Raw genomic sequence first — 13,665 nt, 5'->3', positions numbered from 1 at the left:
TACCTCACGCCGCCTTCGCCTTCGCCTCCTGGATGGCGCGCCAGACCCGCTCAGGCGTCAGCGGCATGTCGATATGCGCAATACCGTATTCAGAGAGCGCGTCGAGTACCGCGTTGACGATGGTGGAGAGGCTGCCGGCGCATCCGGCTTCGCCGCAGCCTTTGGTGCCCAGCGGATTGGATTTCGCGGGCACGGGGTGGTCGCCGACCGCCATCATGGGAATGTCTTCGGCGCGGGGCATCGCGTAGTCCATGAACGAACCGGTAATCGGCTGGCCGCTTGCATCGTAGTTGACGTGTTCCATCAGCGCCTGACCGATGCCTTGCGCGACGCCGCCATGAAGCTGCCCGGCGACCAGCATCGGATTGACGATGGTGCCGAAGTCGTTGACGCCGGTATAGCGCACGATTTGCACGATTCCGGTTTCCGGATCGATCTCGACTTCCGCGACATGACAGCCATTGGGAAAGGTCGATGGCACGGCCTCGGTGGTATGGTCGACGTCGAGCGACGACGGCACGCCTTCCGGCATCTTGCCTTCGCGCAGGCGGCGCGCCAGCTCGATGATGTCGATGCTGCGATCGGTGCCGGCGATGGTGAAGCGACCGTTCGCGAACTCGATGTCGCTTTCCGAGGCTTCCATCAGATGCGCGGCCGCGCGCTTGCCCTTCTCGACGACCAGTTTTGAAGCCTCGACGATTGCCATCCCGCTGGCGGTGATGGAGCGCGAGCCGCCGGTGCCGTTGCCGGTATGCACGAGGTCGCTGTCGCCTTGCTCGAGCTTGACGCTTTCGAAGGGGACGCCGAGTTGCGCACCCAGCACTTGCGCAAACGGTGTCGCATGCCCCTGACCATAGTCGAGCGTGCCGGTGATCAGCCGCACCGAGCCGTCATCTTCAAACACGATCTTGCCGAGTTCTACGCTGGGAGGTGCGGTGACTTCGAGATAGGAGCCGATCGCAATGCCTCGGAGCTTGCCCTGCTTGCGGGTCTCCTTCTTGCGTTTGGCAAAGCCGTCGTGATCGGAGATCTCAAGGGCCTTGTTGAAGACACCCTGGAAATCGCCGCTGTCGTAGGTGACGCCGGATGACGCTTCGAACGGCATTTGCTGGGGCTTGATGAAATTGCGTTTGCGCAGCGTCAGCCGGTTGATGCCCATTTCATCGGCGGCGCGATCGATCAAGCGCTCCATGAAGTAGTTTGCCTCGGGGCGTCCGGCGCCGCGATAGGCGCCCATGAGCGTGGTGTTGGTCAAGACGGTCTTGATGTCGACGGTCATCAGCGGCGTGCGATAGACGCTGGCCAGATTCTTGCCGACGTTCAGCGAGAGCGGGCCCGGCGAGACGCCGGCAATGTAAGCGCCGAGATTGCCGTAGCCTGAGAGTTTGACCGCGAGGAATTTGCCTTCGCTGTCGAGCGCAAGCTCGCAGTGAATCTGCTGCGCGCGGCCATGGCTGTCGGACAGAAAGCTGGTCGAGCGCTCGTCGGTCCATTTCACCGGACGGCCCAGCGCCTTCGCCGCATGCAATATGCAGATATATTCGGGATAGTTGATGTTCTTCATGCCGAACGAGCCGCCGACATTGGCGGTCAGCAGGTGAACCTTCTCGTTCGGAACTTTCAGGATGTTCTTGGCGAGATTGGTGCGATTGCCGGCGACGCCCTGGGTCGGCACCTGAATCGTGTAGCGCTCGCTCGCCTTGTCGTAGGAGGCCAGCGCCGCCCGCGGCTCCATCGCCACCACGGCGACCCGGGTGTTGACGATATCGAGTTTTGTGACATGTGCGGCGCCGGCGAAGGCGGCCTCGACCTTGGCGGCATCGCCGTAGTGATAATCCAGTGCCACGTTGTTGGGGATGTGATCGTAAAGCTGCGGTGCGCCGGGCTTGGCCGCTTCCTCGGGGTTGGTGACCGCCGGCAAAGGGTCGATATCGGCCACCACCGCTTCGGCGGCGTCGCGCGCCTGCGCGAGCGTCTCTGCCACGACGAACGCCACGGGATCGCCGACATAACGTACCTTGTCGGTCATGAGCGCGGTGCGGTTGGTCTGCAACAGCGGTGTGCCGTCACGGCTCTTCAGCGGCAGGCCGCAGGCGAAGGGGCCGTAGTTTGCAGGGGCGAGGTCGGCGCCCGTCCAGACGCCGAGCACGCCGGGCATGGCTTTCGCGGCAGCGGTGTCGATGCCGCGGATGATGCCATGGGCGTGGCTGGAGCGCACGACCCAGGCAAAGACCTGACCGGGCAGATTGAAATCGTCGGTGTATCTGCCCTTGCCGCGCACCAGCGTGTCGTCTTCCTTGCGGCGGACCGGCTGCCCGACGCCGAATTTTTGCAGTGGGATGGCGTTTTCGAGGGAAGAGGGAGACGTATGATCTTGCATTGAAACACACCTAAATGCCGAATTTTTGCGCGATTTCGCAGCCTCCAAGCAGATAAGGCACCCCTATCCGATCGACAACGCCTGATTGGGCATGGTGTCGTTGTGAACGGCTGTTGCGCCGCCGGTGCGCGCTGCTAAAGTTTCCGTGAACGGAAATTCCTCGTTGGTCGATATGGCCACGGAAAGACATTCTGGATGAACGATGACACGCGGCTTCGCGATGGCTTTGGGCCGCGCGGAGGCGAAAGCCAGCGGCCGCGCAGCGACGGGAAAGAGCCGCGTAGCATGGACGGCCAGGGGCCGCTCGGTGGCCTGCGGGGATCGATCGCGGTCAATGCGCCGGCCACGGGAACCGGCGTCTACGCTGCGCTGGACCTCGGTACCAATAATTGTCGCCTGCTGATCGCCTGTCCGACCGGCGACGGATTTCGCGTGGTCGATTCATTCTCGCGGATCATCCGGTTGGGCGAGGGCATCTCGGCGACCGGCCGTATCAGCGACGCCGCGATCGAGCGCGCCATTGGCGCTTTAAGCATTTGCCGCGACAAGATCCAGTCCAGGAAAGCCAAGCGCCTGCGACTGATCGCAACGGAAGCCTGTCGCGCGGCATCGAACGCCGATGGCTTCCGGGACCGGGTCGCGGCGGAGACCGGCATCCGGTTAGAGGTAATCAACCGCGAAACCGAGGCGACGCTTGCCGTGATCGGCTGCTCGCCGCTGCTCGATCCGCGGGGGCGCGGCGCCATTCTGTTCGACATCGGCGGGGGATCGACGGAGCTGGTTCGGATCGAGCGCGATCCGGACCAACAAGACGCCGTGCCGCGCATCAAGGACTGGATGTCGATTCCGCTCGGCGTTGTCACATTGGCAGAGCATTTCGGCGGCAGGGACGTGACGCAACAATCCTATGCGCGGATGGTGCAGGAGGTCGCGCAACACGTCGCGCCTTTTGCATCTGAGCACGGCGCCGATCTCAGGGATATGCATCTGCTCGGCACCTCCGGCACGGTGACAACGCTGGCCGGGGTTCATCTCAACCTGGTACGATACGATCGCCGCCGCATCGACGGCGTCTGGATGAGCGATGCGGATATCACCGCCACCATCGCACGCCTGCTCGATATGAGCTATCAGGAGCGCGCCAACAATAACTGTATCAGTGTCGAGCGCGCCGACCTGGTGCTGGCAGGCTGCGCCATTCTCGATGCGATCCGCGATGCGTTTCCGCTGCCGCGGCTGCGTGTCGCTGATCGCGGCCTGCGCGAGGGAATGCTGGTCGAGATGATGCGCGAGGACCGCGCTCTCAGCGGATGCCGATAGGCGCCTCGGCTCGCAATGTGCTAGAGCGGCACCGGTTCTCCAGGATAAGTTCTCCAAGGGAAACAATACCGATATGGCGAAGGATACCACCGGGCGGCTGCACGTAACGGTCAAAACCGGTGGCAAGCGCAAGTTGTCATCGAAACTGTGGCTGGAGCGGCAGCTCAACGATCCCTATGTGGCGCAGGCCAAGCGGGAGGGGTTGCGCTCGCGCGCGGCCTACAAACTGATCGAAATCGATGACAAGTACCATTTCCTCAAACCCGGCATCACGGTGGTCGATCTCGGCGCGGCGCCCGGCGGCTGGAGCCAGATCGCAGCCAAACGTGTCGGCGCGACGGACAGCAAGGGCAAGGTCGTCGCGATCGACCTCTTGGAGATGCCGGAGATACCAGGCGTCAGCTTTGCACAGCTCGATTTTCTCGCCGACGACGCGCCCGACAAATTGCTCAAGATGATGGGTGGCCGCGCGGATGTGGTGCTGTCCGACATGGCCGCCAACACCACAGGCCATCGCAAGACCGATCAGCTGCGCATCCTCGGCCTCGTCGAAGGCGCTGCCGCGTTCGCCTCCGACGTGCTCAATCCCGGTGGAACGTTCGTCGCCAAGGTGTTTCAGAGCGGCGCCGATGCTGAGTTATTGGCACAACTAAAGCGCGATTTTTCAAGCGTGCGTCATGTGAAGCCGGCATCGAGCCGGCAAGACTCCTCCGAACGCTACGTGCTGGCCATGGGATTTCGGGGCGTGCAGGGAAGACCGTTATCCTGAGAGCATGACTCAAAAAGCGAGCCAGTGGAACAAGTCCGCAGCAGAATCAGTGGCCGCTCAGCACCAGCGTCTTGACGGGAAGCAGCAGGGCCTGGACGCGCAACAGCATCGCATGCACGATTCCGACGGCGTCGACGGCATGCAGCACAAGACCCTTGAATGCGCCGGTCTGCTTTGAGGCAATCAGCTCGTGGTTGCTGGTATAGGCATTGACGATGCAGCTGCTTCCGGGCGTAACGCCATCGAGGCCACCTTTGTAGATTGGCTCTATGAAGGTAAGAATTGTGCCCGGACGCTGTACCTGCTGCGCTTCGAGCAGTTGCTCGCCACCCCGGAATTGCCCCGCCGCGATGTAATTTTGCACGCCCGTCACCACCATCGGAATAATCGTCCAGGGTTTCGAGATGCATGTCGCCTCGGCGACCATCCCAACCTTCATGACCTGTGCTTCGATCTGGCCGAACCCTGCTGAAAGGGCTCGTCGCCCCGCACCTTCAGGAATGAGGATGCCGGCAGACCGTATCATGGGATTGACGACATCTCCCGCGCGCAACAGGAACTGTTCGACGCGCCCGTCGACGCCCGCACGAATATAGGTCTTGTCAAGATCCACCTGCGCTTCCGCCAACGCCGCCTCGGCGCTCGCCTTCTCGGCAGGGAGAAGAGCGCTCACGCGGGTCATTGCCGACTGCTTCGACGCCGTGGCGGCATCAAGGGCGCCTTGACGGCCGGCGAGCAGCACCTCGAGCTTTTCGATGTCACGCTGCGGGACGATGCCGGGATTGCGTTTCTGGAGTTCGCGCTTGGTGTCCAGTTCGTCCGACGCCTGCTGATAGGCGCCCTTTGCTTCCTGGATCTGCCCCTCTGCCTTGAGAATATCCGTCTGCGCGGTCAGCAAAGCAGCATCGACCTCGGCAATCTTGCGCCGGGCCGTTTCCATGGCGGCTTCCTGCTTCGAACTGTCCAGCCTGAAGATCACGTCGCCTTTCTTGACGGGAGCGCTGTAATCAAGATGAACTTCCGCCACCCGGCCGGTGATCTCGGGAACGATCGGAACGGTCCTGTAGAACAAGGTCGCCGTCGAGGTGGATGGATGGAAATAAAAGATGACAGTAATCAGGGCCACCGTCAGCATGAGACACGTAATGATGCCAAACCTGAGTTCGAACCACACCGAATAGAACGTGATCTCCTTTCCGAGGCGCTTGCCCTGCCTGTAGCGGCGATAAAGGTAGTCCGGAAAGATGGTCAGCAAGGAGCAGAGAAGCAGCTCAAGCATGGTTCGGCACCTCACTCTTGGCGGCGCCGGCTTTTGTCGTAGCCGGCGCTCCCGCAGCCGCCGTGTGAGAAACGCCGGCTGCCATCTCGTCATTCGCAAGCTCGGCCGTTGCTTCGCCGGGCGGCAAACCCGCGATTTTTTCGACCGAACCTGCGATGCTGCGCAGTGGCGTGCTGAAATCGGGCAGGTCGATCATGGCAAGCAACAGCCCTACGATCCAAAAGAGATGGATGTGCGTAAAGAGCGCCAGCAAGCCCAGCACAGCCACGATCTCGAATTGCAGCTTTTGCGACTTGTGCGCCATTCGCTCGGGCAAAGTGTGCAAATGCAGATAGAAATTGCCCACCGCAAGAACGGAGCCGATCAGGACGATGCCGACCACCACCATCAGGGTATCGGTGTCGCCCGGAGCGGTGATGAAGCCTGGTAGATGATGGGGGGCGCTTGGATGAAGGGATTCGCTCAAATATCTCTCGATTCCGAATATTGCAAATTGTGCGCCGAGGCAGGCACCTCAGACTTCACAGAAGGTTCCATACTCGCACAAGGCTGCAACTTGGCAAGCGCAACTTTATCTGCAGCGGCAGATACTCACATTCACAGACTGCTCAAAGCGGATGTTTAGGCTGCACTTCGCCCCGTACCTCCAAAAACGGACAAACGGCAACTCTCCGAGCGGCAGCTATCGTGAGAGAAACAGGAGATGACGCCTTGCGTTCGGGTGCTAGCGATCACGTAGCTTTTCTAAACTAGAGTTGAAGTCGCTGGCTTCATTGACCTGCCTACCGAAGTCCAAGCAACGAGCGGCGGTAGCGGTTGCTGCGGGCTTCGTTCAGACACACGAAGCTGCCGGTGCTGCCCAGGGCGTAGCGCTTCTGCCGTTTGAGGTAGTAAATCTCTTTTCGAAAATCGAGCCAGACCACAGTGTCAGTCGGGCAATGTCGCTGCGCCTGAGCTTCATAGCGAAATGGGTTCAATGGCGTGGCGGCCGCACTGGTAGCGCCGTCTGCGACGATCAACGCCGTCAGCAGCCACATCGCGCGCGTGCGTAAAACCTGCATAGACACACCGTTTCAGTTCTATTGCGAACTAGCCTTACCACACATTCGAAGGTATTATTTGACCCGATCGATCTTGCGGCCAACCACGCTCTGTTGACAGGGGGACGGCGGCAACGGGCGGCCGCGACTGCGCCGCGGCGGCACGCTGCCAAGTTTGCCGGGCCAATTTTCGATGAGATGCCTTAAGATTGTGGCGGCTCGCCAACGGCGCGTTCGGCCGCTTCGAGGCGGACCTTAATGAGTTCACAGCGTAACGCTTCAGAGGATCATGTGTCCGCTTTTGCGAACTTGCCGATCTCGCGCAAGCTTATGGCCGCGTTTTCCGCAGTGGTCGTCGTCATATTTGTAAGCAGCGCTATCGTCTACGACAGACTTCGCGTGATCGAATGGGCCAAAAATCAGCATGTCCAAACCACCGACGTGTTGGAGACGCTACAGGCGGCAATGGACGCAATGGTGGAGCAGGAAACCGGTGTGCGCGGCTATTTGATCACCGCCGAGGAGAAATTTCTGGAGCCCTATCATAGGGGTGGCAATGCCTACACCGCAGCGATCCAGAAAATAAAAGCCCTTACCTCGGACGACCCCGCGCCGCAGAGCCGGCTCGACGAACTCAACGAGCTGGCGAGGAAGTGGCGTTCGGAGATTGCCGAGCGGGAGATCGCGCTGATGGCGACGCCCGAGACGCGCGAGGATGCGCGCGCCTTGGAGGGCTCGGAGGCCGGCAAAGCCGCAATGGACCTCATCCGCGCCAAAGTGGACGAAATCGACGGGATTGAGCGCGATCTGTTGGCGAAGCGTGACGTCGTGCGCAAAGAGGCGTTCGCGACTGCATACGTGGCGACAATCATCGGCGGTGCAGCCTCGCTCATCATTGCGACGCTGATGGGCGTTCTACTCACGCGCGGCATCGCCGTGCCGATCACTCGCATGACCAGCGCCATGACAACGCTTGCCAAAGGCGATAGCGCCGTCGAAGTGCCCGAGGTTGGTCGCGAGGACGAGATTGGCGCGATGGCGACGGCGGTCCAGATTTTTAAGGATAACATGATGGAACGCCAGGGGACCCAGGCGGAACTCGCCCGCGTTGGCCGGCTGGCGACGATGGGCGAACTTGTCGCCTCCATTGCCCATGAGGTCAACCAACCCTTGACCGGCATAGTGACCCATGGCGAGGCCGGCCTGCGCTGGCTCAACCGGGACGAGCCCAACCTCGATGAAGCGCGGGGGACATTGTCGTACATCATCCAAGACGGCAGGCGCGCGGCTGAAATAATCGAAAACCTCCGCGCAATGACAAAGAAATCCAGGCCCCAATTGGAAAGGCTCGACATCAATGGCGCCATTCAGGAAATTCTGGCGCTCACCCGCAGCGAATTGACGCTGCACAATCTTGTGCTTCACACGGATCTGTCCACCGGCGATCGGACGGTGTTCGGGGATCGGGTGCAGCTGCAGCAGGTTCTGCTCAATCTGATCATGAACGGCATTGAAGCCATGAGCGCGGTCACGGACCGCCCTAGAATATTGACGATATCTTCGGAACGCGTTGAAGCGGGCGGCGTGCTCGTTGCAGTCAAGGATACGGGCGCGGGAATAGATCCGGCGACCGCCGATCGCATCTTCGAGTCCTTCTATACGACCAAACCCAAAGGTATCGGCATTGGGCTCTCGATCTGCCGATCGATCATCGAAGCCCATGGCGGGCGTTTCTGGGCGTCGCCGAACACACCGCACGGCGCCGTTTTTCAGTTCACGCTGCCAGCCGACGGAAGTGAGCCGCCAGCACCGACGCCGGCGACATCCTCTTCGTAGCGTTAGCGCATGATCCCGAAGGTGGGCGGCGTGCTTCGCCGCGAACCATGAGCTGGATCACGCCGACCATCTATCCATCCCTTTGCGGTAATCGTCTTCGTTGAGACGGTCCGCGATATCCTCTGCGATGGCTGGCGTTTTCGCCTTGGCGATCGGCTTGCCGTCTGCAGTCACTAATTTTTCGCCCTCAACCTCAACCGGAAAGTCGTCGGGCTTGAGGGGCTTATCATTCGGCATGTCACCCTCCCACGTTAAAAGAAAAAGCCGCCCGGGCGTTACGCCGAGCGGCCTCTCGAGCAACTGCCAGTCGGCCCGGTTCCGTTGCTGGAATGACAACATCGATCCAAACGAAAAGTTTCTTCCCGCTGCAGCTTTGATTGCGGCAGCGCGGAGTTCAAGGACGCCGTTGAAGAAATAAAATGCAGTGCAACAAAAGTCCCAAGCGAATGATGTTGCGGACGAAACTTGCGCTGCTGCCGCCGGAAGCTGCCGAACTCTATAGCTGCCGCAGGTACGAAATATTTCTGAGTCAGTTGGACTCCGACGCACGTCCACCGGCGGTCGCAAATCTGCTCACCGAACGGTTGGCGTTCGGTCGCGGCGTCTGTGAACCTTAGCGCTTAGCGTTTTCGCCTTGTCAAAGTAGTTCGATCGGTTAAGTTTGAATGGCACCGACTTTCGAATGTGTCGGTTAAAGTGAACAGACAATAATAGGGGCGGGAACATGAATAGATATTCTATTTTATGCGCCACTTTTGTCGGCCTCGCTGGTTGTTTAACAGGGCCCATTGGCGCGCAGGAAGTTAAGCAGGAAGCCAGGTCCGTGTCGGGCCAGGCAACAATTTCTCCGGTTACTCAGCAACAGCTCGACTCGGCAGACAAAAGCGTCAACAATTTTCTGCTGACAAACGGCAACTATGCCCAGACGCGCTTTCATCCGGCCCGACAGATCGGACGCGACAACGTGAAGGGCCTGCGCGTCGCGTGGATCTTCCAGACGGACGTCAAGGAATCGCTTGAGACTTCGCCCATTGTCATCGACGGAGTCATGTATGTGACGACGTCGTTCAGCCATGTTTACGCGCTTGACGCCAAAACCGGCGCAGAAATCTGGCACTACAAGCACAAGATGGGACCGGTAACGACCTATTGCTGCGGTCCTAACAATCGCGGCGTCCAAATTTTGGGCGACCTTGTCTACCTGGCCACGCTCGACTCCAAGCTTGTGGCTCTGAAGGCAAAAACCGGTGATGTTGTTTGGCAGAGCGACATCGCGGATCCGGAGCTCGGATACAGCGAGACGATGGCTCCAACGGTAATCAAGGACAAGGTTCTGATCGGAACGAATGGCGGCGAGTACGGCATCCGGGGCTTTGTGAAAGCCTACGATGCGAAGACCGGCAAGTTGCTCTGGACGTTCCTTACGATACCGGAGAATTCAGTCGGCGTCTGGGCAACGAAAGACGCCACTGGTCGTGACATGCACCGTAATATTCAGGCCGAAAAGGACCAGCTCGCAAAGACGGGCGATCCCTTCGAGAAACTTGGTGGCGGCGTGTGGCAAAATCCTGCGGTCGATCTGGCTACGAACCGGCTCTATTTTGTTGTCGGCAATCCGTCGCCCGACCTCGACGGCTCAATGCGCCCCGGCGACAACCTCTACACGAACTCGTTGGTTTCCGTTGATCTGGATACCGGCAAATATCTATGCCACTTTCAGTACATCGCCCATGACGTATGGGACCTTGATGCTGCAAGCCCTCCGGTACTCCTGGACGTGAAAGGGAAAGACGGCAAGACCATCCCGGGCGTGATCCATGCGGGCAAGACCGGTCACATCTATGTCCACGACCGCAAGGATTGCAGTTTGATCCGCTTCTCTGAGGCCATGGTGGCGCAAGAGAACATGTGGACCCTTCCCACCAAGGAAGGCGCGCGCATGCTGCCGGGTGCAAATGGCGGTGTCGAATGGTCGCCGATTGCGATCGATCCGTCACAGAGCCTCGCCTATGCCATCAATCTGCATCAGCCGATGACCTACCAGGTCGAGAGCACGCCGTATCCGAACGGTAAGCTGTGGCTTGGCGGCGCCTTCAAGGTGATCCCTGGCGAGGCGCAGTCGGGCAACATCACCGCCGTCGACTATAACACCGGCAAGATCAAGTGGCAGGTGAAGACGCCCGAACCGATGATCGGCGGCATCCTTGCCACCGCAGGTGGTCTTGTTTTCACCGGCGAAGGCAACGGCAAGTTTGCGGCTTACAACTCGTCCAACGGCAAGGAGTTGTGGAGTTTTCGCGCCGGAGCCGGCGTCAATGCGCCGCCCTCCACCTATATGGTGGGCGGCAAGCAGTATATTGTGGTCGGCGCGGGGGGTAACACCCAGATCGATTTCCGCCGGGGCAACAACATCATTGCTTTCTCGCTCAACTGAGAACGCACGATATAGCGAATGAGAGGCGGGGCCGGCTACGGTTCCGCCTCAATTAAAAGCTCCAATTGGAATCGATGATGCGCGGCAGGTTTAAGTGGTGCGTTGTTGTCGCTGTCGCGCTCGGTATTGGTTCGGACCTCTTCGGCACGCCCGCAGGCGCACAAAGCATTGAAGAAAAGACGCAGATCTGCGCCAGTTGCCATGGCGCGGACGGCAAACCGGTTGAAAAGACGATTCCAATCATCTCGGGGCAACCACAGGGTTACCTCTACATTCAGCTGCGCGATTTCAAGCGGGGCGACCGCAAGAACGACATCATGCAGCCGATCGCCTCGTCCATGGAACGGGAGGACATGCTGGCCATCGCGGAATATTTCTCGAAAAAGCCGTGGCCTGATCTGGGGCAGCCTCGTGCGTCAAAGGAAATTTCGGGCCGCGCCTTGAGCGCCAACCGCTCTGTGGGCTGCACCGGCTGCCATCTCGATCAATTTCAGGGCGACGGCACCGTGCCCCGTCTGGCGGGCCAGAGCCGGGACTATTTGACGAAAACAATCGCTGACTTCCGCACCCGCGCGCGCGGCAACAATCCCGGCATGTCAGATTTGATGCTTGCGACCGCCCCCGATGACCTTGCGGCGCTGGCGGAATATCTCGCCGGACTTTGAATCGCCGTCAGCGCGGCGTCAGCTGTTCACGCAGCGAGGTCAGCACGGTCAAGTCGGCGGCGCGAAGTCCGCCCTTGTCCTTGAGAGACAGGTCGGCTCCGCGCGCAAGCAACAAGTTGACGATCCCCGAACGGCCGCCTTCGGCCGCAATCATAAGGGCGGTACGGCCGCGGGCGTCCCGATCATCGATATGCGCGCCTGCGTCCAGCAGATATGTAACGATCTTGATCGCCTGTGCTTCCGGTGCCGATTGATCCGGGCCCGACGCCCACATGAGCAGGGTGAGATCATTGGGGTAACGAGCGTTGATGTCGACATTTCGGGCCAGCAACCGCGTCACGATGTCGAGCCGTGCGCCGGCCGCCGCATAGACGATCGGCGGTTTGCCGGTTCCGTCGGGCACCCGCTCGTCGGCCCCACGTGCGAGCAACGCTTCGACGATCGCGTCGTTGCCCGCATACGCGGCGGCAGAAACCGGCGAAACCCCACTGCGCCCGACGAAATTGACGTCGGCGCCGCGTTCGATCAGCCGTTGCGCGACCGCAGTATGGCCGCGTTCGGCGGCAAAAAACAGCGCGGTGGCGCCGGCGAGATTGCGCGCATTGATCGGAGCGTCGCGCGCCAGCAGAAGATCAACCATCTGGAGATGACCGAACCTGGCGGCATGGCTAAGCGGCCGGGCGCCAAGCCGGTCACGCGCGTCAACCGACGCGCCGTGATCAAGCAGTTCGGTTGCCAGATTGACGCAATTCGCGTCAACAGCCGAAAATAGCGTCAACGACACTTCGACCGCAGTGATCTGCGGTTTCGCGATTTCAAACGCACGACCAAGCTCCTGGCAGCGCTCAGAGTCCGCGGCGCAAGCAGCCGACGCCGCGCTGAGTGCAGCGATCACAATCGAGCATAGAAAAACGACATGGCGGGACAAAGTGGTCGCTCCCTGGGTCACGCTTTGTGCTGATGTGCGCTACCTACGTCTTGCCGAATTGCGCGCGCTTGGATTTTTTCCCTACGTCCGTATCTCCTGCTCCTGCAGGTGCCGCCGTTTCGAACAATGAAATCGTGCGCCGAACAAATGTCAGGCAGGCACTGCGGCGTCACCGAACGATTCCATGTTTGCACAAGGCTGGAACTTAGCAAGTTTAAACTAGTCTGGCCGAGAGCGGGACCTGGAATTTATCCTTGCACGCACGCTTGGGTTGGCAGACACTTTCCCTCAAATTGCAGGTTCCCGCAGATGGCAGGCTTAGGGAAAATGCGTGTCGGGCAACGAGTCGAAAAAGGAAGTGGACCGTCAGGTAGCCCCGATGACGAGGCAAATATTGGCGGGGTCGCGTCCGGGGAGATCACCGACAGCGATTTAAGCGCTTCAATTGAAAGACATATCGAGGAGACCGCGCGTCGGCAGGTCATGTTGAAAATGGCGCTAGTTGTTGGTTGGGTAGGTTCGATCATATTTGTCACGCTGATTATTCTGCTTCTTCGAGGTTAGGCGCCAAAGCCGAACTACGCGGCTAGGCCAATTCTCCGAACGCGCAGGCCCTCTCAGCTATCTGGACCGTCGGATCGGGACCACGTCGCCGTCTTCCGCCTTGATAACCGCCTTGGCTATCTCGACGGGATCGAACCTCCGGTCGGCTAGAACCTCAGAGAACCCCTGACGCTGCAGCTCACCGACTACAGCCTTAGCCACCTTGATCAGGCGGGCTGCCTTGGCAGATTCCTCGCTGGCCATTGATCAGTGTCCTTCCCTTTGGGGGGTTCGACTACTCATGCGGCACCCTCAGGGCCCGCCTTCAGCCAGCGCTCGACTCCGGCCTTGAGCTTTCACGACAATTGACGGAGAGACCCTTGGAGCCTGGTCTCGTTTCGCTCGACCCGAACCAGTGCACACAGCTGATGGTTAAACTTGACAATTCTCAAAAACCGCACGCGTGACCCG

General features: G+C 60.0%; 13 protein-coding genes. 6 read left to right on the top strand and 7 right to left on the bottom strand.

Translation table 11 applies throughout. The features are described from left to right. Positions 1–4 precede the first annotated feature (4 nt). Positions 5–2,380, bottom strand: a complete 2,376-nt coding sequence (locus N554_RS0121580; RefSeq protein WP_029585374.1) for a xanthine dehydrogenase family protein molybdopterin-binding subunit — start codon at positions 2,378–2,380, stop codon at positions 5–7. 285 nt (positions 2,381–2,665) lie between these two features. On the opposite strand from N554_RS0121580, the gene N554_RS0121570 reads away from it, so the two are divergent. Both N554_RS0121570 and N554_RS0121565 read left to right on the top strand, forming a co-directional pair. Further along, the gene (locus tag N554_RS0121570; RefSeq protein ID WP_051677629.1) at positions 2,666–3,700 is read left to right on the top strand and encodes a Ppx/GppA phosphatase family protein; all 1,035 of its coding nucleotides are present in this window, start codon (positions 2,666–2,668) and stop codon (positions 3,698–3,700) included. Between the two features lie 73 nt (positions 3,701–3,773). Continuing rightward, the gene (locus tag N554_RS0121565; RefSeq protein ID WP_029585372.1) at positions 3,774–4,469 is read left to right on the top strand and encodes an RlmE family RNA methyltransferase; all 696 of its coding nucleotides are present in this window, start codon (positions 3,774–3,776) and stop codon (positions 4,467–4,469) included. 46 nt (positions 4,470–4,515) lie between these two features. Here N554_RS0121565 and N554_RS0121560 read toward each other — a convergent pair whose 3' ends face one another. The 3 genes from N554_RS0121560 to N554_RS0121550 form a co-directional block, all read right to left on the bottom strand. Further along, complete coding sequence (locus N554_RS0121560; RefSeq protein WP_029585371.1) at positions 4,516–5,748, bottom strand: HlyD family secretion protein; 1,233 nt, start codon at positions 5,746–5,748, stop codon at positions 4,516–4,518. Beyond that, entirely contained in the window at positions 5,741–6,214 is a 474-nt protein-coding gene (locus tag N554_RS0121555; protein WP_029585370.1) for a hypothetical protein, read from the bottom strand. Before N554_RS0121555 ends, N554_RS0121560 begins: the two co-directional genes overlap by 8 nt. A gap of 316 nt (positions 6,215–6,530) precedes the next feature. Next, positions 6,531–6,785 (bottom strand): hypothetical protein, encoded by a 255-nt coding sequence (locus tag N554_RS0121550; protein WP_029585369.1) that lies wholly within the window; start codon positions 6,783–6,785, stop codon positions 6,531–6,533. Between the two features lie 261 nt (positions 6,786–7,046). Here N554_RS0121550 and N554_RS37455 point away from each other — a divergent pair, with 261 nt between their 5' ends. Beyond that, positions 7,047–8,624, top strand: coding sequence for a CHASE3 domain-containing protein (locus tag N554_RS37455; RefSeq protein WP_081851353.1), 1,578 nt, complete (start codon positions 7,047–7,049; stop codon positions 8,622–8,624). A gap of 57 nt (positions 8,625–8,681) precedes the next feature. Here the strand turns inward: N554_RS37455 and N554_RS0121540 are convergent, their stop codons facing one another. After that, positions 8,682–8,861 (bottom strand): hypothetical protein, encoded by a 180-nt coding sequence (locus tag N554_RS0121540; RefSeq protein WP_029585367.1) that lies wholly within the window; start codon positions 8,859–8,861, stop codon positions 8,682–8,684. A gap of 586 nt (positions 8,862–9,447) precedes the next feature. On the opposite strand from N554_RS0121540, the gene N554_RS0121530 reads away from it, so the two are divergent. Both N554_RS0121530 and N554_RS0121525 read left to right on the top strand, forming a co-directional pair. Then, a complete protein-coding gene (locus N554_RS0121530; protein WP_245283671.1) occupies positions 9,448–11,058 on the top strand; it encodes a pyrroloquinoline quinone-dependent dehydrogenase in 1,611 nt (536 codons plus the stop codon). Between the two features lie 77 nt (positions 11,059–11,135). Then, the gene (locus N554_RS0121525) at positions 11,136–11,723 is read left to right on the top strand and encodes a c-type cytochrome (RefSeq protein ID WP_245283670.1); all 588 of its coding nucleotides are present in this window, start codon (positions 11,136–11,138) and stop codon (positions 11,721–11,723) included. Positions 11,724–11,730: 7 nt separating this feature from the next. Here the strand turns inward: N554_RS0121525 and N554_RS37450 are convergent, their stop codons facing one another. After that, entirely contained in the window at positions 11,731–12,651 is a 921-nt protein-coding gene (locus N554_RS37450) for an ankyrin repeat domain-containing protein (RefSeq protein WP_197033672.1), read from the bottom strand. A gap of 309 nt (positions 12,652–12,960) precedes the next feature. Between N554_RS37450 and N554_RS0121515 the strand changes: the two genes are divergently transcribed. After that, positions 12,961–13,215: a hypothetical protein gene (locus N554_RS0121515; RefSeq protein WP_029585363.1), complete on the top strand. Its 255-nt coding sequence runs from the start codon at positions 12,961–12,963 to the stop codon at positions 13,213–13,215. Between the two features lie 57 nt (positions 13,216–13,272). Here the strand turns inward: N554_RS0121515 and N554_RS0121510 are convergent, their stop codons facing one another. After that, positions 13,273–13,458 carry a hypothetical protein gene (locus N554_RS0121510; protein WP_029585362.1) on the bottom strand — a complete coding sequence of 62 codons (186 nt, stop codon included), beginning with the start codon at positions 13,456–13,458 and terminating at the stop codon, positions 13,273–13,275. Positions 13,459–13,665: the final 207 nt, after the last annotated feature.

The sequence above is a fragment of the Bradyrhizobium sp. URHD0069 genome (assembly GCF_000701345.1).
Lineage (GTDB): Bacteria > Pseudomonadota > Alphaproteobacteria > Rhizobiales > Xanthobacteraceae > Bradyrhizobium.
The sequence above is the reverse complement of the archived record's forward strand: the minus strand, read 5'-3'. Positions and strand labels throughout refer to the sequence as shown.

Bases quoted from the DNA above. Each gene is read 5' to 3' on its own strand.
- N554_RS0121580 (WP_029585374.1), bottom strand. From the start codon at position 2,380: ATGCAAGATCATACGTCTCCCTCTTCCCTCGAAAACGCCATCCCACTG.
- N554_RS0121570 (WP_051677629.1), top strand. From the start codon at position 2,666: ATGGACGGCCAGGGGCCGCTCGGTGGCCTGCGGGGATCGATCGCGGTC.
- N554_RS0121565 (WP_029585372.1), top strand. From the start codon at position 3,774: ATGGCGAAGGATACCACCGGGCGGCTGCACGTAACGGTCAAAACCGGT.
- N554_RS0121560 (WP_029585371.1), bottom strand. From the start codon at position 5,748: ATGCTTGAGCTGCTTCTCTGCTCCTTGCTGACCATCTTTCCGGACTAC.
- N554_RS0121550 (WP_029585369.1), bottom strand. From the start codon at position 6,785: ATGTGGCTGCTGACGGCGTTGATCGTCGCAGACGGCGCTACCAGTGCG.
- N554_RS37455 (WP_081851353.1), top strand. From the start codon at position 7,047: ATGAGTTCACAGCGTAACGCTTCAGAGGATCATGTGTCCGCTTTTGCG.
- N554_RS0121540 (WP_029585367.1), bottom strand. From the start codon at position 8,861: ATGCCGAATGATAAGCCCCTCAAGCCCGACGACTTTCCGGTTGAGGTT.
- N554_RS0121525 (WP_245283670.1), top strand. From the start codon at position 11,136: ATGCGCGGCAGGTTTAAGTGGTGCGTTGTTGTCGCTGTCGCGCTCGGT.
- N554_RS0121515 (WP_029585363.1), top strand. From the start codon at position 12,961: ATGGCAGGCTTAGGGAAAATGCGTGTCGGGCAACGAGTCGAAAAAGGA.
- N554_RS0121510 (WP_029585362.1), bottom strand. From the start codon at position 13,458: ATGGCCAGCGAGGAATCTGCCAAGGCAGCCCGCCTGATCAAGGTGGCT.